Annotated in this window: 20 protein-coding genes; 13 read left to right on the top strand and 7 right to left on the bottom strand. The window is 69.7% G+C overall.

Features of this window, described 5'->3' with window-relative positions; translation table 11 throughout:
• Window positions 1-11: 11 nt before the first annotated feature.
• The 5 genes from AC3IRM_RS00430 to AC3IRM_RS00410 all read right to left on the bottom strand — a co-directional run bounded on the left by AC3IRM_RS00430 (window position 12) and on the right by AC3IRM_RS00410 (window position 8,498).
• Window positions 12-2,339, bottom strand: a complete 2,328-nt coding sequence (locus tag AC3IRM_RS00430) for a TonB-dependent receptor (RefSeq protein WP_489204377.1) — start codon at window positions 2,337-2,339, stop codon at window positions 12-14.
• A gap of 101 nt (window positions 2,340-2,440) precedes the next feature.
• Window positions 2,441-4,165 carry an N-acyl-D-amino-acid deacylase family protein gene (locus AC3IRM_RS00425; protein ID WP_489204376.1) on the bottom strand — a complete coding sequence of 575 codons (1,725 nt, stop codon included), beginning with the start codon at window positions 4,163-4,165 and terminating at the stop codon, window positions 2,441-2,443.
• A gap of 91 nt (window positions 4,166-4,256) precedes the next feature.
• Window positions 4,257-5,405: a DUF819 family protein gene (locus AC3IRM_RS00420; protein WP_489204374.1), complete on the bottom strand. Its 1,149-nt coding sequence runs from the start codon at window positions 5,403-5,405 to the stop codon at window positions 4,257-4,259.
• The gene (locus AC3IRM_RS00415; protein ID WP_489204372.1) at window positions 5,402-6,409 is read right to left on the bottom strand and encodes a dipeptide epimerase; all 1,008 of its coding nucleotides are present in this window, start codon (window positions 6,407-6,409) and stop codon (window positions 5,402-5,404) included. Before AC3IRM_RS00415 ends, AC3IRM_RS00420 begins: the two co-directional genes overlap by 4 nt.
• 64 nt (window positions 6,410-6,473) lie before the next feature.
• Window positions 6,474-8,498, bottom strand: a complete 2,025-nt coding sequence (locus AC3IRM_RS00410; protein ID WP_489204371.1) for a serine hydrolase domain-containing protein — start codon at window positions 8,496-8,498, stop codon at window positions 6,474-6,476.
• A 179-nt stretch (window positions 8,499-8,677) separates the two neighbouring features.
• Between AC3IRM_RS00410 and AC3IRM_RS00405 the strand changes: the two genes are divergently transcribed.
• The 3 genes from AC3IRM_RS00405 (at window position 8,678) to AC3IRM_RS00395 (ending at window position 12,714) form a co-directional block, all read left to right on the top strand.
• Window positions 8,678-9,382 carry a helix-turn-helix domain-containing protein gene (locus tag AC3IRM_RS00405; RefSeq protein WP_489204370.1) on the top strand — a complete coding sequence of 235 codons (705 nt, stop codon included), beginning with the start codon at window positions 8,678-8,680 and terminating at the stop codon, window positions 9,380-9,382.
• Between the two features lie 205 nt (window positions 9,383-9,587).
• Entirely contained in the window at window positions 9,588-11,318 is a 1,731-nt protein-coding gene (gene ggt / locus AC3IRM_RS00400; RefSeq protein ID WP_489204369.1) for a gamma-glutamyltransferase, read from the top strand.
• A 355-nt stretch (window positions 11,319-11,673) separates the two neighbouring features.
• A complete protein-coding gene (locus AC3IRM_RS00395; protein ID WP_489204368.1) occupies window positions 11,674-12,714 on the top strand; it encodes a hypothetical protein in 1,041 nt (346 codons plus the stop codon).
• Between the two features lie 100 nt (window positions 12,715-12,814).
• On the opposite strand, the gene AC3IRM_RS00390 is transcribed toward AC3IRM_RS00395, so the two are convergent.
• The gene (locus tag AC3IRM_RS00390) at window positions 12,815-13,576 is read right to left on the bottom strand and encodes a hypothetical protein (RefSeq protein ID WP_489204367.1); all 762 of its coding nucleotides are present in this window, start codon (window positions 13,574-13,576) and stop codon (window positions 12,815-12,817) included.
• 149 nt (window positions 13,577-13,725) lie between these two features.
• Between AC3IRM_RS00390 and AC3IRM_RS00385 the strand changes: the two genes are divergently transcribed.
• Window positions 13,726-14,544, top strand: a complete 819-nt coding sequence (locus tag AC3IRM_RS00385; protein WP_489204366.1) for a hypothetical protein — start codon at window positions 13,726-13,728, stop codon at window positions 14,542-14,544.
• Window positions 14,545-14,625: 81 nt separating this feature from the next.
• Here AC3IRM_RS00385 and AC3IRM_RS00380 read toward each other — a convergent pair whose 3' ends face one another.
• A complete protein-coding gene (locus AC3IRM_RS00380; RefSeq protein ID WP_489204365.1) occupies window positions 14,626-16,110 on the bottom strand; it encodes an AAA family ATPase in 1,485 nt (494 codons plus the stop codon).
• A 116-nt stretch (window positions 16,111-16,226) separates the two neighbouring features.
• On the opposite strand from AC3IRM_RS00380, the gene AC3IRM_RS00375 reads away from it, so the two are divergent.
• The 9 genes from AC3IRM_RS00375 to AC3IRM_RS00335 all read left to right on the top strand — a co-directional run bounded on the left by AC3IRM_RS00375 (window position 16,227) and on the right by AC3IRM_RS00335 (window position 21,662).
• Entirely contained in the window at window positions 16,227-16,859 is a 633-nt protein-coding gene (locus AC3IRM_RS00375; protein ID WP_489204364.1) for a nucleotide-binding protein, read from the top strand.
• Between the two features lie 76 nt (window positions 16,860-16,935).
• Window positions 16,936-17,412, top strand: a complete 477-nt coding sequence (locus AC3IRM_RS00370; protein WP_489204363.1) for a SixA phosphatase family protein — start codon at window positions 16,936-16,938, stop codon at window positions 17,410-17,412.
• Window positions 17,413-17,450: 38 nt separating this feature from the next.
• Complete coding sequence (locus AC3IRM_RS00365) at window positions 17,451-18,047, top strand: YceI family protein (protein ID WP_489204362.1); 597 nt, start codon at window positions 17,451-17,453, stop codon at window positions 18,045-18,047.
• Window positions 18,047-19,993 carry a phospholipase D family protein gene (locus AC3IRM_RS00360; RefSeq protein ID WP_489204361.1) on the top strand — a complete coding sequence of 649 codons (1,947 nt, stop codon included), beginning with the start codon at window positions 18,047-18,049 and terminating at the stop codon, window positions 19,991-19,993. Before AC3IRM_RS00365 ends, AC3IRM_RS00360 begins: the two co-directional genes overlap by 1 nt.
• A 347-nt stretch (window positions 19,994-20,340) precedes the next feature.
• A complete protein-coding gene (locus AC3IRM_RS00355; protein WP_489204360.1) occupies window positions 20,341-20,487 on the top strand; it encodes a hypothetical protein in 147 nt (48 codons plus the stop codon).
• Window positions 20,488-20,522: 35 nt separating this feature from the next.
• Window positions 20,523-20,684, top strand: a complete 162-nt coding sequence (locus AC3IRM_RS00350) for a hypothetical protein (protein WP_489204359.1) — start codon at window positions 20,523-20,525, stop codon at window positions 20,682-20,684.
• Between the two features lie 34 nt (window positions 20,685-20,718).
• A complete protein-coding gene (locus AC3IRM_RS00345) occupies window positions 20,719-20,883 on the top strand; it encodes a hypothetical protein (protein WP_489204358.1) in 165 nt (54 codons plus the stop codon).
• 59 nt (window positions 20,884-20,942) lie between these two features.
• Window positions 20,943-21,113: a hypothetical protein gene (locus tag AC3IRM_RS00340; RefSeq protein WP_489204357.1), complete on the top strand. Its 171-nt coding sequence runs from the start codon at window positions 20,943-20,945 to the stop codon at window positions 21,111-21,113.
• A 132-nt stretch (window positions 21,114-21,245) separates the two neighbouring features.
• Window positions 21,246-21,662, top strand: a complete 417-nt coding sequence (locus AC3IRM_RS00335) for a hotdog fold thioesterase (protein ID WP_489204356.1) — start codon at window positions 21,246-21,248, stop codon at window positions 21,660-21,662.
• Window positions 21,663-21,703: the final 41 nt, after the last annotated feature.

The raw sequence follows: 21,703 nt of genomic DNA, 5'->3' as shown, positions 1-21,703 counted from the left end.
GTCCGGTCAGCTCAGAACCGGACGTCGAGTTCGACGCCGAACGTCCGCGGCTGGATCGGCACCGCCGCCAGATACGCGACCGTGCCGCTGAGCGCACCGGCCGCCGGCGTCATCGACGAGAAGCCGCCCTCGCCGGTGACGTTGCTGACGTAGGCGCGCAGTTCCCAGCGTTCCCGGCCGACGCCGGCGTAGAGGTCGAGGGCGCGATAGCTGTCGAGCCGCAGCGGCGCGGTCACGGTCTCCTGCAACACGGTGGACGCATCGCCCGGCGCGGTGACGCGCTGGCGTTCCGTGGTGTCGTTCAGACGCTCGCCGGTGAAGCGCAGCACCCCGCCCACCTGACCGGACAGACCCTGCGCGGTCATGAACGCGTACTCGGCGGTCGCCGCCCACGACAATGTGGGCACATAGGGCATGCGGTCGCCGGCCAGGCCGGTATTGAGGACGACGTCGAAATCGCCCTGCGGAATGATCGTGGCTTCGAAGTCGTTCTTCACCCGCGCCTTGGTGTAGGCCGCATTGATGCCGAGCGACAGCGCATCGGTGGCGCGGAACTGCGAGGCCAGCTCCAGGCCTTCGCTGCTCGCCTCGCCGCCGTTGACCAGGCCGCCGATGCCGTTGAACGACGACGCCACCTGGATGTCGTCCCACTCGATCCGGAACGCGGACACGTCGAGCTGCACGCGGCGATCGGCGGTCTGCGATTTCAGCCCCAGCTCGTAGCTGGCGAGCATCGAGGAATCCACGGCCGGCGGAATGCCCGGCAGGGCGACGTTCGGGCCGCCGGGCTGGTAGCCGGTGGCGACGCGTGCGTACAGCATGGTGTCTTCGGCGAGCTTGAACTGCGGGCTCAGGCTCCAGGTGAACACGTCTTCGCGGGATGCACCCGGCGCGTCGCCGATCGGCGCCAGGATGCCCGCGCTGACGTTCTGGCTGAACCACTGGTCGTTGCGCGCCTGGCGCAGCCCGGCGTCGATCTTGAAACGGTCGCCGAAGCGCCACGAGGCGTTGGCGAACAGCGCGACTTCCTCGTAGGTGCTGGGCAGGTCGATCAGCGCCAGGGTGCCGAACATCGCATCGAACGGCGCCGGCAGCGGCGATCCGTCGCGCTGGCCCAGCCACGCGAGCTGGCTCTGCAGCGCGTCTTCCTTGGTGTAGAACACGCCCGCCATCCACTCGAAGCGACCGCCGGTCTCGGAACTGAAACGGAACTCCTGGGTGATCTTGTCGAGATCGAAGGTGTAGCGCACGTTCGAGCTGCCGGGCTCGGGGAATCCCAGCAGCAGGTCGGCGACTTCACCGAACTGCACCGTGGTGTCGATCTGGTCGAGGGTCTTGGTCTTCGACCAGCCGGTCGCGGAGACGAGATCGGCCCAGCCCAGGTCCCAGGACACGCTGAGCGAGGTCAGCGTCAGTTCCTTGGTGAACGGCTGTCGCTGCCAGTTCCTGCCTTCGAATTCCCCTCCGAGCGGCGCATAGCTGCCGGGCGCGAGGGCGACCACGGCGCGGTCGCTGGCCTTGATGCGCTGGTGCAGGACGGCGAGGTCGACGTCGACCGCGTCGCCGTCCCAGGACAGCGCCGCGCGACCACCCAGCTGCTCGCTGTCGTTGATGTCGCGGCGGCCGTCGACGGCGTTGTCGGTGTAGCCCGGCAGACCGTTGCGCGCGAAGCTCATGCGCAGGCCGAGGCGATCCTCCTGCAGCGGCACGCCGACGCCGATGCGGCCGTTCCAGTCCTGCCCGCCGTCGGCCACCGAGCGCAGGCCCACGCCGGCGCGGAACTCCTCGTTGACCAGGTCCGGCGCGCGGGTCACGTACTTGAGCAGGCCGCCGATCGCGCCGGCACCGTAGAGGGTGCCCTGCGGCCCGCGCAGCACTTCCACGCGGCTGATGTCGTAGGGCAGCAGGTCCAGCATCAGCGAACCGGCGCTCTGGTAGATGCCGCTCGAACCGACCGGCACCTCGTCGATGTAGGTCGCCACGGTCGCGCCCGACGACAGCGCCGAGATGCCGCGCAGCGAGACCGAGGTGAGGCCGGGCGTACCGCTGCTCTGCACCTGCATGCCGGGAATCAGCGCTGCGTAGTCGGTCAGCGAACTCGCGGACATGTTCTCCAGCTGGCGTTCGCCGATCACGCTGATCGAGGCGCCGACATCGCGGACGTTCTCGACGCGCTTGTTGGCGGTGACCACCACCGAGTCGAGCGTGACCGCCTCTTCGGCGGCCGTCGTGGCGCGCTCCTGGGCCAGCACGGGCGCGGCGGCGCAGGCCAGCGTGCTGGCGATGGCGAGAGACAACGGTGAGCGGAACCACGGACGTGCGGATCGGAACGCGTGCATCGGTTGTCTCCCCAGACGATTATCCTGATCAGGGATCATGATCCCAATCAGAGAATTGTCAATACGGTTGGAGAAGGCCGCGAATCACCGGGGGTGACCGGTCACCGGCCGACGGATGACCGGTCACGCCAGCCCGGGCCCCGCACGACGCGTCCTGGCGTGGCGCCCGTGTGTTCGCCATCGCGCAGCACCTGCACGCCATTGACGAACACCTCGCCGACGCCGGTCGCGTAGCGCTGCGGTGCATCGTAGGTGGCGTGGTCGATTATCGTCGCCGGGTCGAACACCACGATGTCGGCATAGCAGCCGGGCTGCAGACAGCCGCGCTGCTCCAGCTTCCAGTTCGCCGCCGGCAGTCCGGTCAGGCGGTGGATGCCTTCTTCCAGCGGCATCAGGCCGCGGTCGCGCACGTAGTGCCCCAGGAAGCGTGCGACGTTGCCGTAGGCGCGGGGATGGGTGCTGGATTCGAGGAACACGCCTTCGGGCGCCGACGATTCCGCGTCCGATCCCAGGCTGACCCACGGCTGCTTCAGGCCGAGCTCGACGTTCTCCTCGCTCATCAGGAAGTACGCCGTGCCGATCCGCGAATCGTCCTCGATGATCAGGTCGATCGCGGTGTCTTCCGGCGAGGTGCCGCGCTCGCGCGCGACGTCGGCGAGGCTGCGGCCGCTCAACGGCTTGAGCGCCGGATTGTGGAAGTCCAGCAACACCAGGCGGTCGTCGGAGCCGGCCAGCAGCCGCAGGTTTTCCCAGTCGACGTCCGGGTTGCGCATGTCGGCCAGCACGCGTGCGCGGATCGCGGGGTCGCGCAGGCGCGCGACCATCGCGTCGTGGCCGCCCGCCTGCACCCACGGCGGCAGGCTGGCGGTCAGGCCGGTGCCGCCGGCGGTGTAGGCATACATGTCGGCGCTGACCTGCAGGCCTTCGGCGCGCGCGGCTTCGATGCGGGCGATGGCCTGCGCCATCTTCGGCCAGTTCTTCTCGCCTGCGGCCTTGAGGTGGTAGACCCCGGCGCGTTGCCCGGTGGCGCGCGCGATGGCGATGGTCTCGTCGAGCGCCTCGAGGAAGCGGTCGGCCTCACTGCGCATGTGCGAGACGTAGCCACCACCGGATTCCGCGGCGGCCTGCGCCAGGGCGACGAGCTCGGCGGTGTCGGCGAACGTCGCCGGCGGATAGATCAGGGAACTGCCGACGCCGAGCGCGCCTTCGCGCATCGCCTCGCGCACCACGTCCTGCATGCCGGCGAGCTGCTCGGGCGAGGGCGTGACATCGTCCTCGCCGAGTTCGTGGATGCGCACCGTGGTCGCGCCGACGAACGAAGCCACGTTCGGCGTGACGCCGCGCTGCTCGAGGAACTCGAGGTAGCCGCCGAACGAGGTCCATGGCATGTCGTAGCGGAGGTCGCCCTGCTGCTTGAGCGCGTCGGCCTTCATGCGCGCATTGACCGGTCCCATCGACCAGCCTTCGCCGAAGATCTCCAGCGTGATGCCCTGTCTGGTATCGCTCATGCCGCGGCCGTCGACGATCAGCGATTCGGTCGCCCAGCTCAGGGTGTTGATGAAGCCCGGGGAGACCGCGCGGCCCTGCGCATCGAGCGTCGTGTCGGCGGCCGCAGCGCTGCCCGGCGGCAGCAGCGCCGCGATGCGGTCGCCACGCACGGCCACGTCGACGCGCTGCGGCGCGCCGCCCGTGCCGTCGTAGACCACGCCGTTGCGGATCAGCAGGTCGTAATGGTCTGTCAGCGTCTCGGACGCCGGCGTCGTGCTGCAGCCGGCGAGGGCGAGCGTACACGCGGACGCCAGCAGGAGAGGGGTCAGTCGATACATCGTCGGTCTCCAGGAATCCGATGCGGACATTTCCGGCTGTCCGCGAACCTGTCGCCCGCGCATCCGCGGACCGTGCCACATCGACGGCCGCTCATCGCACCAGCGCTTCGAACAGGCCGATGCCCACGAAGTTGCCGAGCACATATCCCAGCACGCCCGTGGCCACGGCCGGCACCGCCAGCCGCCGCCAGCCGAACAGCACTGCGAATGCGATCGCGATCGGCGGACCGCCGATGCAGGCCGAAGACGCGATGACGATCTCGGCATGGTTGAGCCGGCACAGCCGCGCGCCCACAAGGATAAAGACCACGTGGACCGCGAAGATGATCAGCACGTACGCGAACAGGGCCGGCGCCGCGCCCAGCATCGCGCCGATGTCGGCGCCGGCGCCGAGCAGCGCGAAGAACAGGTACATGAACAAGGTCGCGGCCAGCTCCGGCCCTGCGATCGAGCCCAGCCAGCGCCGGCCCAGCGTGGCGATCGCGACCATCAGCAGGGTGATGTAGAGGATGGCGTAGGCCGCTTGTCCCAGCGCGTTGGCAATCGCGGTCCCCGCCGCGCAGGCCAGCGCGGCCAGGCCCAGTGCCAGCGACAGGTCGATGACGGTGGGAACGCGCTCCACCGCATCGGCCTGGTCGCCCACGTCGGTCAGGCGATGCGCGCGCCAGGCGAAGTGCCGGCTGAAGACCGACCACGACGCGGCCGCCCCCACCATCAGCAGATAGCCGAGCCCGACGACGTTGTCGATGGCCACGCCCGCGGCCAGTGCACTCGGGTCGCGAAAGCCGATGGCTTCGGCGACCGCGGCGAAGTTCAGCGAGCCGCCGACATAGGTCGCGCTGAACACGGCCGCGTACTGCGCTTCGAATGGCCCCAGGTCGAGCAGCTGCGCGCCCAGCCAGGCGCCGGCCGCCACGCCGACCGCCCCGAACAGGAACGCGACCAGCGTGCGTCCGCCTTCGACCACGATGCTGACCAGATCGGCCCGCAGCAGGAACAGCGCGATCGCCAGCGGCACCAGGTAGGTCCAGATGGCACCGTAGACCGGCGCGGCGGCCGGGATGATCCGGAAATGGGCCAGCGCGATCGCGATCGCGATGACCAGCATCACCCCGGACACGCGACGGCCGAGCCGGGTCTTTTCGAGCAGCGCGCCGATCGCGGTGATCCCGAAGAACACCGCGAGCAGCGCGAAGGTGTTGTCGGCGGGAACCAGTGATGTGGCGCCCAGGGGCGTCATACGGCCGACGGCCCCCAGACCTCGTCGCCGCACCAGATGTGGCCGTCGGTGTAGCGCACGGACGGCGCGCGATCCTGTTTGAGGAAGATCGGCCCGTCCAGATCCACGACGTCGCAGAACTGGCCCAGCACGAACGCCGGCGCGGCCGCCAGGCTGGTGCCGCACATGTTGCCGACCATGACCTGCTTGCCGAGTTCGCGCGCGCGGCGCGCCATCAGCAGCCCCTCGGTCAGGCCGCCGCACTTGTCGAGCTTGATGTTGATGACGTCGAAGTGGTGGTGGCGCGCCTCGAGTTCGGCGAGATCGAGAATGCTTTCGTCGGCGGCGAACGGCAGTGCGCGCGCGATGCCGTCGAGCTCATGCTCGCGGTCGCGGACGCAGGGCTGTTCCAGCAGCGCCACGCGCGCTTCCAGCAGCGCCGGCAGCAACGCCGGCAGCGATGCGCCGTCGTAGCCCTGGTTGGCATCGACGCCGATCCACGCCGCCGGACAGCGCGCACGCACTGCGCGCACGCGCGCCGCGTCGAGGTCCGCGTCGCCGGTCAGTTTCAACTTCAGCGCGCGCGCCTGTGTATACGCCGCGGCGTGATCCGCCATGACCGCGGGATCGTCGGCGCCGACGGTGAAGGTGGTCAGCAGCGGGCGCACGCCGTCGAGGCCAGCAAGTCGCCACACCGGCGTGCCGGTCTGCTGCGATTCGAGTTCCCACAACGCGGCGTCGAGCGCGTTGCGTGCGCCGCCGGCGGGCAGCAGCGTGCGCAGCGTCTCGCGATCGAGCCCCGCCTCGATGCGGGGCCGCATCGCCTCCAGCGCGGCCAGCATGGTGTCGGGATGATCGCCCGTGTAGTAGACGCCGGCGCCTTCGCCGCGTCCGACATGCGCGCCGGCGCGCAGGGTCACCACGGTGGCCGGCATCGCCGAGAACACGTGTCCGGCAATCCGGAACGGCGCCGACAGGGGCAAGGGTTCGTTGTGCAGCTCGAGTTCGACCGGCTGGGCAGTCACGCGCGTTCCTCGTCGGGACAGGGGCGGAAGCACCGGCGGCTGATGCCGCCGGCGCGTCGGGTCGTCAGTAGTTCGCGCCGAAGCCGATGACGTGCTGGGCGATGCCGATCCACAGCAGGAACAGGCAGGCCAGCGCCAGCAGCAGGGCCCACAGCTTGGCCAGTACCCGGCGTCTGCCGCGCAGCACCTGCCACGCATTCCAGACCGCGACCGCCGCGCCGAGCGGCAGCACCACGGTGGCGAACAGGCGCACGGCGATGATCAGGCCATCCGTATCCGGGCTGGTCATCGCGAGATTGCTCAGCATGCCGACGACGAGCGCGAGGGCTGCGCCCATCGCCAGCAGCACCAGCAGCGCGGCGATCCGCACCAGGCGATGCGCGCGTGCATCGGTGCCGGCCAGCCGGTAGGGCGTGCCGTAGTAGCGCCGCACCAGCGCCGACACCGGCCAGGCCACGACGGTCAGCAGCAGCACGACGAGGCTCGCGACCAGCAGCGGCATCGCCAGCGCGCGCCACGCGGAGATGCGCTCGAACACCATGATCGGCGCGTACGGCTCCATCGTGAACCGCACGACCCGGCCGTCGACGATATCGGCCGCGAGGCGGTCCGTGCTGTCGCGGTCCTGCCAGACGTACGGCGCCACTTCGCGCCACTGCTTCGGTGCGCCGGCGGCGCTCGTCGCCATCGCCACGGTGATCGTGCCGTCCTCGTTGGCGACGACCTTGACCGGTCCCAGCACGTTGGCCAGCGACAGGAAATTGCGGTCCGGCCGGCGGCTGCTGGTGTAGGTGCCGGCGATCTGCTCGGCGTGCGCCTTGGCGTCGGCCTCTGGCACGCCGGGCGTCTGCGCGGGCGTGCCCGGCAGGTAGCGGTCGGCGAAGCCGCGCGACAGCGCGTAGCGGATGTGACCGGTCGCGCCGTCGCGCCCCGAACTGTTCATCGATACGAACAGGCCGATGCCGTCGTCGAGGAACAGCTGCAGATCGCTGTGGAACCACTGCGTGTCGCCGCCGTGCGAGATCGCGCGATGGCCGTTGACCGAGGTTTCGTAGAAGCCGAGCATCATGCGGTTGAGCGGGCCGATCGAGGCCTGGCCGGTGGAATGCATCTGGCGCGCGGTGTCCGCGCCGAGGATGCGCGCGTCACCGAATGCGCCGTCCTGCAGGTGCGCGATCATGAAGCGCCCCATGTCGGCGCCGGTGGCCGCCAGGCTGCCGGCAGGCGCGAGACTGATGAATTCGTAGGGCTTGGCTTCGCCGTCGGAGGCCTTCGAATAGCCCATCGACATGGCCGCCAGCAGCGGCGCGGGCAGCGGCTGGCGGAAGCTCGAACGGGTCATGCCGAGCGGCTGGAAGATGTGGCGTTCGATGTAGTCGTCGAACGATTCGCCCGACACGCGCTCGACGATGTAGCCGGCCAGCGCGGTCGCGTAATTCGAGTAGGCCGGCGTGGCGCCCGGCACATGGATGCGTTCGGGCACCCAGTGCTTCAGCGCGGCGCCCAGCGGCGTGATCTCGTCGGGGTCGGCGGTGATCAGCGCGCGGACCTGTTCTTCGAAGCCGGTGGTGTGGGTCATCGCCTGGCGCAGCGTGACCGGCGTGCCGTCGCGCGCCGGGATTTCGAAGTCGAGGTACTGGTTGACGTCGGCGTCGAGGTCGAGCCTGCCCTGCTCGACCAGCTGCATCACCGCCGTCCAGGTGAAGAGCTTGGACACCGAGCCCGGGCGGAACAGCGTGGTGGCCGGGTCGACCGGCGTGCGTGCGGCGACGTCGGCGTAGCCGTAGCCCTTTTCCAGCAGCACCTCGCCGTCCTTGACCACCACGACGACGGCGCCGGCGATGTCGCCGGCGGCCAGCGCGTAGGGCAGGAAGCCGTCCATCCACGCTTCGGCATCCGCGGCACTCAGCACGGGTGCGCCGCCGGGGGCGACAGGTGGCTGCGCGTCGGCCACGGTGGCGTCGACCGGGGCGGCAGGTGTCAGCGGCGCGGCCACGGGGGCTGGCGTGATCGCCGCGTCCTGCGTCGCCGCGAACGCCATGCCAGCCGCAAGCAGCCCGGCGAACAGGAAGGTTGGAATCACGCGCATCACACTGCCCCGGTTTTGTCCTGATTGGCGATAGTGATCCCAATCGGAGAATTGTCAACCGTGCCGGAAGTCCCCATAAAGCGGACGAGAGGCCGGCCGCGAATGCCGCCGCGCCTTTCCACACGTCGCCCGCTGGGGCGATGATGATCCCGAAGAGCACACGAACGGACCCGACCCGGATGACAGCGCAACACCCCACCATCGGCCGCCTGCTGCGCTCGCTGCGCGCGCGCAAAGGCTGGACGCTCAAGCAGATGAGCGAACATTCGGGCATCCCGCTGTCGACGCTGTCGAAGGTCGAGCACGACCGGCTGACGCTGACCTACGACAAGCTGCTGCAGCTCAGCCAGCGCCTGCAATTGCGCATGTCGGAGCTGTTCGCCGAGCAGGACGAGGCGCCCGAGCCGCCGGTCACCGCGCGCCGCAGCATCGGCCGCGTCGACGACGCGATCCGCATCACCACGCCGAACTACGACTACTACTACCTGTGCCCGGAACTGCGCCGCAAACGCATGATTCCGGTGCTGACCCGCGTGCGCGCCAAGACCATCGCCGAGTTCGGCGCGCTGGTGCACCACTCCGGCGAGGAATACATCCATGTCCTCGAAGGCCGCATGGAAGTGCACACCGAGTTCTACGATCCGATCGTGCTCGAGACCGGCGAGGGCGTGTACATCGACTCGAACATGGGCCATGCCTACATCGCCGCCGAAGGGTGCGACGAGGTGCTGCTGCTCGGCGTGTGTTCGAGCGCCGACGAGCAGCTGATGGAATCGCTGCTGACGCTGCATGGCGAGGAAGGCGCCGTCACCCGCAAGGTCCGGCAGCTCGAGCCGGCCGCGAAGCCGGCCAGACGCGCGGCGAAGAAACCGGCGACGCGTTGACGCGTCGCTGCGCGGGATGTCTTTAGGCGCGCGAGGCGCGCGCCCGTGAGCGAGGGGTCGCGCGCCTCGACAACGTCGATCGCGCCCCCGCAGACCCTCTGACCCGCGCCATCTCCCGTACAACCGCATCTTCCCCGGGCGACAACGCGTCCCGCCCAGCCGGCCAGACGGTATCGTGTCCGCCTGTCCCGTCCCGGAAATCCCGATGCCTCGATCCGCTCCTGTCGGTCGCCTCCGCCTGCTGTCCGTCCTGCTGCTGGTCGCCGTGCCGGCGCTGCCCGCGCTCGCCGCCGACCGCATCACCGGCCAGCCGTTCGCGACCCGCAGCGAGGTCTACGCGCCGCATGCGATGGCCGCGACCTCGCACCCGCTGGCGACCCAGATCGCGCTCGACACGATGAAGGCGGGCGGCAGTGCGGTCGATGCGGCGATCGCCGCGAACGCCGCGCTGGGCCTGATGGAGCCGACCGGCAACGGCATCGGCGGCGACCTGTTCGCGATCGTCTGGGACCCGAAGACGCAGACGCTGCACGGCTATGACGGCTCCGGCCGCTCGCCGCGCTCGCTCACCCTGGCCGAGTTCGAACGCCGCGGCCTGACCGACATTCCGCCGCACGGACCGCTGCCGGTCACCGTGCCCGGCACCGTCGACGGCTGGTTCGCGCTGCACGGCCGGTTCGGCAAGCGCACGATGGCGCAGAACCTCGCGCCGACGATCCGCTATGCACGCGAGGGCCACCCCGTGCACGAAGTGATCGCGTACTACTGGGACCGCTCGGTACCACGGCTGGCCAAGTGGCCCGGCTTCAGCGAACAGTTCACCGTCGACGGCACCCGCGCGCCGCGCAAGGGCGAGACCTGGCGCAACCCCAACCTCGCGAACACGCTGCAGGCGCTCGCCGACGGCGGCCGCGACGCGTTCTACAAGGGCGACATCGCGCGGGTGATCGGCGACTACTTCGCCGCCAACGACGGCTTCCTGTCGTATGAAGACATGGCCGCGCATACCGGCAACTGGGTCGATCCCGTGTCGACCAGCTACCGCGGCGTCGAGCTGTGGGAACTGCCGCCGAGCGGACAGGGCATCGCCGCGCTGCAGATCCTCAACCTGCTCGAACCCTACGATCTCGCGTCCTACGGCTTCGGCAGTCCCGAGCACGTGCATCTGTTCACCGAGGCCAAGAAGCTCGCGTTCGCCGACCGCGCGCGCTGGTATGCCGATCCCGAATTCCACCCGGCGCCGGTCGAGCGGCTGATCTCCAAGGACTACGCCCGCGAGCGCGGCGCGCTGATCTCGATGGACACCGCGCTGCGCGAAGTGCAGCCGGGCACGCCGGCGCAGCTCGACGAAGGCGACACGATCTACCTGACCACCGCGGACGCCGACGGCATGATGGTCTCGCTGATCCAGTCCAACTACCGCGGCATGGGCAGCGGCATGGCACCGCCCGGCCTCGGCTTCATCCTGCAGGACCGCGGCGAGCAGTTCGTGCTCAAGCCCGGCCATCCCAACACGTTCGAACCCGGCAAGCGCCCGTTCCACACCATCATTCCCGCGTTCGCGACGAAGGACGGCAAGCCCTGGCTGGCGTTCGGCGTGATGGGCGGCGCGATGCAGCCGCAGGGCCACGTGCAGATCCTGCTCAACATGCTCGACTTCGGCATGAACCTGCAGGAAGCCGGTGACGCCCCGCGCATCCAGCACGACGGCTCGACCGACCCGGCCGGCCAAGTGATCGCGATGTCCGACGGCGGCGAACTGGATCTGGAAAGCGGGTTTCCCTACGAGACCGTGCGCGCGCTGATGCAGAAGGGCCACTCGGTGCGCTTCGCCCACGGCCCCTACGGCGGCTACCAGGCGATCATGGTCAATCCGGAAGGCGGCTGGGTCGGCGCCAGCGAATCGCGCAAGGACGGGCAGGCCGCGGGCTACTGAGGCGCGCACGCGTGATCTGTACATCCACTGCGTCGATGGGCGCGGCGGATGCGGATGGATTCCGAGCGTGCCGTTGATGCCGACGAGATAGGCGTGGTCGTACCGCGCCCACCGGTGTCCAAACCTGCACATGCGCCGGATCCAGTGCCGCCGGACTGCGGTACGCCTGATGGACACGCCATCCTTGCGCGCGATGCACTGACGGCCGTGACGCGGCGGCACGCGTGGCGGGGCAGCCGCTCCGGATGCGGATCGCCCCCATCGCTGCGCCGGCGCGTCCGGATTTCCCTGGAACCGACGGGGACACACGTCGGGCGTCGGTATGCTGGTCCTCTCGTCTCTGCCAGGCCTTCGCATGATCCGTCTCGCCCTCGTGGCCGCATGTGCCTTCGCCCTGCTGCTTCCTGTCGCAAGCGCGCAGACGCCGTATTCGCGTTTCGACGATGCGCCGGTTGCGCAGCCGGCGTCCGGCTCCGATCAGGCCGCCTGGCGCAGCTGGTCGCAACGCAGCGCCGCGGCGCTCGCCGCCACCGGGCAGCCACGCGAACTGGCATTCGCCGCGGTGCTGCGCGGACTGGCCGATGCGAATCCGGAGCAGCCCGATACCGGTGCCCCCTCGCAGCCGGTCGCGCCTGACGCGCAGGCCACCGCGTGGCGTCGTGACGCCGCAGCGCGCGCGGGCACCGATGTGCTCGCCAATGCACTGCTGGCCTATGGCGCGGATGAAGCGACCCGACTGCGCGCAGCACAACGCTGGCTCGGCGCCGACCCGCAGAATCTCGCGCCACTACTGGTGCGGGGCGGTGGCATTGATGCGCTGCTCGCCGATGCGCGCGTCGCCACGCGCTTCGAACTGGGCATGCTCGAACAGGTGCGCTGGATGCAGGCCGCGTTGCTGCGTACGCCACCGACGCCCGCAGAACGCGCCGCATTCGCCGAAGCCGGCGAGTTCGTGCCGACCGAACATGCCGCGATCATTGCAATGGGCCTGTGGGCCGCCGTCGCGTTCCCGGGTCTGGACCCGCTGATGCAGGGCTGCAATGCGGACACGATGGGCGCCAATGCCACCCGCGCGCGCGACTGCCGCCACGTCGCCGGGATCATGGCGAACGGTTCGGACACCCAGCTCGGCACGATGCTCGGCCTGGCCCTGCTCGAACGTCTCGCGACCACGCAGGCCGAGCGTGCCGAGGTGCAGGCGCGCCGCCGCGCGTTCGACTGGCAGATGCTCGAGTGGGGCCGTGCCAACGACGCCCTGCCCCGTGACGGCGCCGGGCAGTTCGTGCGCCTGCTCGCCGACCCGTCGATCCGCAGCGAAGCCGACCTCATCGCGCGCGCGTTGCAGGAGGCCGGCATTGCGCTGAAGCCTCCGGCAGGCTGGCAACCGCCGCGCTGACAGGCCGCTGCGCCGCGCGCTCTGACGATGCGGGTGTACCGTCGACCATCGCGCGACCATCGCGAGCTACGCCGCGACGGCGACATCTCGACAGGTGCCCTCAACGTTCCAGCGGATACACGCTGGAGACCCGGCAGCGGGACGCCGACGCGAGCGCGGTCTGGCCCAGGGCCGGCAGGCCGACTGAACCACTGCCGGTGCCGCGCGCGGACACGGACTTCGAAAACACGACGTGGTCACCCGGGTGCCCGCAGACGATGCCGGTGCCGAGTCCCGACACGAGCGCGATCGTGTCCGAATTGACTTTCTGGCTGCATCCGCCATCGATCTCGACACGGTAATAGCGGTTACCCGCCGAACGCCTTGGCGAGACCTCGACCACCAACCCATCCGAATCTTCGTGCCAGCTCCGGAGCCAGCGGCTGGCCACGCAGTAGTCCGGCGTGCCGCGGAAACCGCGTGCGCGCTGCCCCCGGACAACGACCGGGGCAAGCAACATCAGGTTCTGGCGCGACTCGCGTACGAGTTCGGCGTAGGCACGCGCATCGACGTTCTCGACGCGGGCAACCGGGCAGACACTCTCCGCCGTCCGGATCGCATCGCCTTCAGTCCCGCAGAGCCAGCCACCCCGTCCGATGAGTACCACATCCACATCGCCCAGCAGGTCCGGACACGCCTCGGCCAAGGTCACCCGACGGCGTCCACCGTCTTCGTCGCGCAGGGCCAGCGTGCGCGCATCGACCTGGTGCGCCTCCGCAATGGCGCGACTGTCGATGCAATGCGGCAGCGGCGCTTCACGCGTCTGCGCCTGCGCTGTCGCCATCAGCGTGGCGAGCGCCACGGTGAACACGGTGCGGTGCATGTCGACCTCCCTGTCGTATCGCTGATCGGCGTCGAGCCGACATTAGCAGGCCACGCACCGGCGTCGTCACCTCTGTTCGCGCCCCGCGCTCAGGCGCACACTCCCGCCAGCGTCGGCATCGCGCCGCCGCCAGGGGACGGAGAGATTCGATGCGGAACATGCACCTTGCCTGCGGCCTGCTGGCCGCGGCGCTGACCATCTGCGCCAGCGGCCCGGTCGCGGCGCAGGCCTACAACACCTTCACCATCGGCGCGGGATTCACGCCCGATCCGCAGACCGGCAGCGGCGAGACCGGCGGAGCGACACAGGCCTCGCGATTCGGGCCGCAGTGCAGCGGCGTCATCGACAGCACGCCCGACCACACGATCCGCGTGACCTCGCCGCTCGATCTGCGCCTGTCGGTCGAGAGCACCACCGATTCCACCCTGGTCGTCGTCGGTCCGGCCGGTGTGTTCTGCGATGACGACAGCGCCGGCGAGCTGGATGCACGGGTCGACGCGCGGCTCACGCCGGGCGACTACGCCGTTTACGTCGGCCACATCGAGCAGCCCGGCCGCTACACGCTGACCCTGACCGAGGGCAGCGGCGTCGCCTCGACCGGAGACGGGCAGTACGCGAACTTCACGCTCGGCGCCGGCTTCACGCCCGATCCGCAGATCGGCACCGGCGAGACCGGCGGCGGTGTCGAGGCCAGCCGCTACGGCGCGCACTGCACCGGCATGATCGATTCGACACCCGACCATCGCCTGACGATCACCTCGACGGTGACGTTGCGCCTCGCCGTCAGCAGCACCACCGATTCGAGCCTCGTCGTCGCTGGACCAGGCAAGGTGCTGTGCGACGACGACGGTGCCGGCGCGCTCGATGCCGCGGTCGTCGACACGTTCCGCCCCGGCGAGTACGAGGTCTACGTCGGCCATCTCGGCCAGTCGGGGACGTACCGGCTGGAGATCAGCGAGACGAATTGAGCGCGGCGTCGCGCATACGGTCGGTCGAAGGGCGCGAGTCGCAATAGTGAATCGACGGCCTGCGCCCATTCTCGCCACGACTCAATCCGCCGGCACCGTCCGCTCGCGCGCCCAGCTGCGCAGCGCGTCGACCTGTTCGCGCATCATCACCGACAGCGGGCGCGTGTCGCGCAGCGATTCGACGACCATCGGCTGCGACAGCGGCGCGCCGGCGGCATGCGCGGCGTAGAGCGCGGCGACGATGGCCTGTTCGATCTCGGCGCCGGAGAAGCCGTCGGCCTCGATGGCCAGCAACGGCAGATCGAACGCCGCGACGTCGAAGCCCCGCCGCGCGAGATGCACGGCGAACACCTCGGCGCGCACGTCGGCGCCGGGCAGATCGACGAAGAACGTCTCGTCGAAACGGCCCTTGCGCAGCAGTTCCGGCGGCAGGTCGTGGACCTGGTTGGCGGTCGCGACCAGGAACACCTTCGACTTGCGCTCGGCCATCCACGTCAGCAGGAACCCGAGCACGCGTCGCGACACGCCGCCATCGCTGTCGCCACTCGAGGCCAGGCCCTTCTCGATCTCGTCGATCCACAGCACGCAGGGCGCGAGCTGTTCGGTCGAGGCGATCGCCTCGCGCAGGTTGCGCTCGGTCTCGCCGTGGTACTTGTCGTAGAGCGTGCCGAAATCCAGCCGCACCAGCGGCACGCCGAAGCCGCCGGCGATGGCTTTCGCCAACAGCGACTTGCCGCAACCCTGCACGCCGAGCAGCAGCACGCCCTTGGGCGGATCGAGGCCCGGCGGCGCGTCGCCCTCGACGAACACGCGGCGTCGCTGTTCGACCCAGCGCTTGAGCCGGCGCGCACCGGCGACGTCGGCGAAGCCGGCCGTGTCGTATTCGTAATGCAGGTGCCCGCTCTTGTTGAGCAGTTCGAACTTGAGTTTCGCCAGCGCCGGCAGGTCGTCGTGCGCCAGCGCGCCGTCCGCGTGGATCAGCTGCCGGGTGATCCGACGCGCATCGCCGAGCGACAGGCCCTGCAGGTTGCGCACGATCTGGCGCACCGCATCGGCGTCGGCCTCGACGCGCCGGCCGCCGTGTTCCTGCTGGTAGGCCGTGGCTTCCTCGCGCACCAGTTTCAGCAGCGCGTCGCCATCGGGCAGGCGCGGGCGGAAGCGCACGGCCATCGTTTCGAGATCCGCCGGCAGTTCCACCTTGTGGCCCACCAGCACGATCACGTGCGGCAGGCAGTGGCGGCGCTGCACGAGATCGCGCAGCTGGCGCTGGGTGCCGGCGTAGCCGAGGTAGGGATGGAAATCGAGCAGCAGGTAGATGCCACGCTGGTCGGCGTCGCGGATGGCGGCCAATGTGTTGCTGGCATCGGCGGCGGTGTCGGTCTCCGACTCGCCGTCGAGATCGACGCGGCGCAGGCCCTCGGTGATCGTCCAGCGGTACAGCGCGCGCCAGACCTGCACCAGCGACTGCCGGAACAGTTCGACCGCGCGCGGCTCGTCTGGCGTCTCGACGACGATCAACGGCGTGTTGGCCCGGATCAGCGCGGCCAGGTCCTGCAGTTCACTCATGGGCGCGATGCGCTCGCGGTGTGGGACGCCGATGTTAAACGCCCGGCGGGCGCATGCGGTCGCAGGCTTCGCACGGGCGGTGTACGCTCGATGCGCGATCCGACCCGGAGACTTCGATGAAGACGGTACTGGTGGCCAGCTCCAAGGGTGGCGTGGGCAAGACCACGATCGCCACCCACCTCGCCGCGCACGCCGCGCTTGCAGGCGAGTCGACGGTGCTGGTCGATGCCGATCCGCAGCAGTCGTCCACGCGCTGGGCCGAGCGCCGCGCCGGGCTCGAGGCCGCCGTGTTGCCGGTCGACGGCAGCGCGCGCCACAAGAAAGTGCTGGCCTCGATTCCCGATGGCGCGACACGGCTGGTGGTCGACGCGCCCGCCGGCGCGATGGCCGACGATCTCGATGCGTATCTGGAAATCGCCGACGCGATCGTCGTGCCGGTGTTGCCGTCGGCCCTCGACATCGATGCGACCGTGGGCTTTCTCAACACGCTGGCCAAACATCCGCGCGTGCGTCGCGGCCAGACCCGCGTGGGTCTGGTCGCCAACCGTCTGCGCCCGCACACCAATGCGTCGCAGCAGGCGCTCGCGCTGCTCGCGCAGTGGCCGTATCCGGTCATCGCGCAGCTGCGCGACAGCCAGGCCTACGTGATGCTGGTCGGGCTGGGCAAGAGCCTGTTCGATTACCATTCGGCGCAGGTGCGCGATCACCAGGACGACTGGGCAGCCCTGCTCAAATGGGTCCGGAAGTAGCCGGCCCGCTGGCGCGTTCACCGCATCCGAACGCGTCGCCCGTCATGAAGTCACCAAACGAGGCTGCCGACCGCACATGCGCGAACTGATCCTGCTCCGCCACGCCCACGCCGACCCCGCCCTGCCCGGGCAGGCCGATATCGACCGTCCCCTGTCGGCCGAAGGTCTGGCCGAAGCGGAGGCAGCGGGTCGCTGGCTGCACGACAAGAATCTGGTGCCCGATTGCGTGCTGTGTTCGCCCGCGCGGCGCACCCGCGAAACGCTCGAGGCCGTGCTCGGCGCGATCGGCTACGTCGACCAGCGTCTGGACCAGGCGATCTACGAGGCCACGCCCGGCACGCTGGCGACGCTGCTCGACGAGCATCGCGACACCGGCCGCCTGCTCCTGGTCGGGCACAACCCCGGACTGGAACGCCTCGCCGCGTTGCTGCACAGCGGCCAGACCGGCGAGTACCGCGGCATGCCGCCGGCCGGCATCGCGGTGCTGACCTTGCCTACCGGCGCCGCGGTCGAACCCGCCGTCGCCGAGCTGTCGGCGTTCTGGTGGCCGTAGGCGCGCTGGCGCCTGCTCCGTCCAACGCCGCTCCGCCCATGTCCCACGCTGCCGGCTTGCTGCTGCGTACGCTGGCAGGTCTGTGCCTGTCGTCAGCCTGCGTCACGCCCGCGTTCGCCACCGCGGATGCGCCCGGCGACACCCTGGCGCTCGATACCAGACGCTCGGAAATCGGGTTCAGTCTCAGGACCCGCTGGGGCCAGCAGCTCGAAGGCCGCTTCGACGACTGGCGCGGTGACATCGCCGTGCTGGCGGATGGCCGGCACCAGGTGCGGCTGGTCCTTGATGCGGACAGTGTCGAGATCGTCGACAGTCGCGCCTACACGCGCATCACCCGTGGGCCAGGCGTGTTCGACGCCGCGCGCTATCCCGAAGTCCGCTTCGTGTCCGACCCCTACCCCGCCACGCTGGCCCGGGATGGCGGCGAAATGACCGGCATCCTCAGCATCCGGGGCGTGCAGCGCCGCGAAACCTTCCGGGTCACGGCGGCCGACTGCGCGCGGCCCGGTCTGGACTGCGAGGTGATCGGCGAAGGCGACGTGCGACGCAGCCAGTACGCGATGGATCGCTGGAGCTACGCGCTCGCCGACCAGGTGCGTTTCACGCTGCGGATCCGCGCACTGGAATCGCGTTGATGCACGCGGTGACCCGCGCCCTGCTGCTTGCGTTGACGCTGGCGACCTCGGCCTGCACCACGCTGTCGCCGGCCAAGCGCGACGCCGCCGCGCACATCGCGGTGGAAGCCCGCTCGACCGATGTGGCCTGCGAACGTGCGGACGCCTGTGCGGCACCGTCGCCGCTGCGTGATCTGGGCACACAGGCGATGGCGCGCAGCACACCGGCCGCGCCCCGGCACTATGCGCTGCTGCTCGAATACGGCCAGGACGCACTGCTCGCGCGGCTGGACCTGATCCGCGGCGCGCAGCGCACGATCGATCTGCAGACCTACATCTTCGACGAGGACGACGCAGGCCATCTGGTGCTCGAAGAACTGCTGTCGGCCGCGCGGCGCGGCGTGCAGGTCCGTCTTCTGGTCGACCAGCTCGCGGCAATGCGTACGGTCGAGACGGTGACCGCACTGGCCGGGGCGCACACCAACTTCGAAATGCGCATCTACAACCCGGTGCTGGGGCGCGCGCGCATCAGTTATCCGCAGTACGCGCTGGCCGCGGCCTGCTGCTGGCGCCGGCTCAACCAGCGCATGCACAGCAAGGCGCTGCTGATCGACGGCGTGGTCGGCATCACCGGCGGGCGCAATTACCAGGACGACTATTTCGACTGGAGCGACAGTTTCAACTTCCGCGACCGCGACGTGCTGATCGCCGGGCCGGCGGTCGAAGCGATGGAGGAGAACTTCGTCGCCTTCTGGCATGCGCCGCTGAGCACGCCGGTCGAGCAGCTGGCCGACGTCGGTCGGCATCTGCTGCGCAGTGGAGTACCGCCGGTGTCGTTCCAGGATTACGAACGTCCGCGGCGGGTGGCGGCGATCCTGGAAGATGCCGGCGATGCCATGCTCGTGCGCCAGCGCCTGGTGGCGGCCGCGCTGCCGGTCGGGCCGGTGGAGTTCATCGGCGACCTCCCGTCCAAGCACCGCCGCAACCGTGAGGCGGCGCAGGCCGCAATCGCCGCGACGCCGCGGCTGCGCGAACTCATCGAATCGGCGCGGGACGAGGTGCTGCTGCAGACACCGTATCTCGTGCTGTCGAAGCCGGCCGAACAGATGTTCTCCGATCTGCACGCACGGCCGGACGCGCCGCAGGTCGTGGTCTCGACCAACAGTCTGGCCGCCACCGATTCGTTCATCACCTACGCGCTGTCGTACAAGTACAAGCGCCGTCACCTGCGCGACTTCGGCTTTCACATCTATGAGTTCAAGCCGTTTCCGGAGGACGCGCCGATCGATCTGGAGGTCACCGGCGCGGTCGGCATTTCGTGGAATGCCGACGGCAGCGTCAACCTCGACGAAAGCGGCACTGAAGGCGCGGCGACGACACGCGAGGAAGTGCTCGCCACGCGTCCCGCGAACACGCCCCCGCTGACGCGCGAATACTCGGCGCTGCGCTATGCGGGTATCGGCGTGAACCGGCGCGTCCCGCTCGACCGCACCGGGCTGCGCATGGGTCTGCATGCGAAGTCGCTGGTCATCGACACGCGCATCGGCGTGGTCGGCACGCACAACTTCGATCCGCGCGGCGACAACCTCAATACCGAAAGCGCCGTGGTCATCGACGATGCACGCTTCGCGCAACGTCTCGCGCAGAGCATCCGCCGCGACATGTCGCCGGAGAATGCCTGGACGATCGCGCGGCGTGATCCGCCGCCGGTATTTTCGGGGGTCGACTACTCGATGGCCAAGGTGTCGGAGCGTCTTCCGATCTTCGATCTTTGGCCGACGCGCTACGCCACCAGTTTCGAGTTCCAGCCCGGGCCCGACTGCCCGGCGCCGTTGCCCCCGGACGCACCTGGATTCCGCGAGTGCTATGTCGCGGTCGGCGACTTCCCGGAAGTCAGCCTGGGCTTCCGCAGCCTGCTGACGCGGATCTTCACCGCGTTCGGCGCGGGGCTCGTCCCGATCCTCTGAGCGTGCTGGCTGGAGATCCTCCAGCCACGCGAGGATCCGCCGCGCGCTGCCCGTGCTGGCGACCAGGCGTGTCGATCCGACGCGGCTTCGATGTCCCGTCTCCGGGTCCTGATGACCAACCGCGCGGCCGGTCGAGGCCAGCGCGCGCCTGCGTCGTACCGCGTCTGCACGGTCACGTTCTGCGGTCCCCACCCGTCTTGCAACCGAAGACGGTCGCGCTGAAGGTGAACCCGAGATTAACGAATCCGATGAATTCGCGGGACATGACTTTTTGCACGTGGTGTTATCGAACAGTGGTGTTGTAGTCTACCAACACACCGAAGCACAACGACCCCGAGGACACCACCATGCAGACCCAGACCACGCCCGCCGCCCGCACCGCCAACGCCGCACTCGTCCGTCCGTTCGGGCTCGGCTACGGCCGCAGCAGCAGCTACGGCGCCCCGCGCAGCTACAGCAGCGCGCCCGCTCCCGCCCGCTTCCGCATCGTCTAATCCAGCCCGCAACCCCTCTCTCAAGGAACGCCGCCATGTCCCACATGCACGCCATCGTCCACGCCGCCGCCCACCTCGCCCCGCCGCTCGAGCGCCAGCCCCGCCCGTTCGGTGTCGGTTATGGCCGCAGCAGTGGCTACGGCACACCCCGCAGCTACGCCGCGGCGTCGGTCCCCGCCCGCTTCCGCGTCGCCTGATCCACCCCGCCCGCACACCCCCAGGAGATCCGCCATGACCCGTATGCACGCCATCGTCGAAGCCGCCGCACATCTCGTCCCCGCTGCCGCCTCCCGCCCCGCCCGCCAGCCCGGCACCGGCTACGGCACCAGCAGCAGCTATGGCGCCCCGCGCAGCTACGTCGCCAACCCCAGCCCCTCGCGCTTCCGTATCGCCTGACCTGCGATCGACCGATCGCCCGGCGCCTGAAGCGTTCTTCGATCCTCAGGAGTTCCGCCATGTTCCGCATCCACGCGCACTCTCCCGCCGACGCCGTCCCGGTCCCGGCCTGCATCACCCAGCCCGCACGCTTCCATGCACAGGTCCGCACCGCGCGTCGCCACGGCGACAGCCCGTTCCGGCTCGAAGTCCGCGACAGCGTCATGCCGGCGCGTTTCCACATCGTCTGATCCGCGTCGTCGACCGCACCCGGCACCCCGCGACCGGTACGCGCGCCATCGCGACGCGCCATTCCGCCGGTCGCGCTGCGCGGTGTCGCGCAACGGCCTAAGCTGCCGGGTTTCCCCCGGAGCCTTCTGCGCATGTTCCGCAGCGACACCACGCTCGACCAGCTCAACGCGATGTCCGCCGATACGGCGATTGCAGCGCTGGGCATCGTCTTCACCGAAATCGGCCCCGACTTCCTGCGCGCCACGATGCCCGTCGATGGGCGCACCCACCAGCCGTTCGGTCTGCTGCATGGCGGCGCATCCGCGTTGCTGGCCGAAACGCTCGGCAGCAGCGCCGGCGGCCTGTCCGCGCCCGAGGGCTGCGGCGTCGTCGGCATCGAGATCAACGCCAACCATCTTCGCGGTGTGCGCGCCGGCATCGTGACCGGCACCGCGCGCCCGCTGCATGTCGGCCGCAGCACCCAGGTGTGGGAGATCCGCATCGAGGATGCGAAAGGCAAACTGGTCTGCATTTCACGACTGACGCTCGCGGTCGTCCCGAAGCCGTGAGCCCGTGCGCACAGCGCGTCGTTCCATGTTTGGGTATCGTG

The sequence above is a fragment of the Luteimonas sp. KH_071 genome (assembly GCF_057838005.1).
This window is presented reverse-complemented; position numbering and strand designations above follow the sequence as displayed.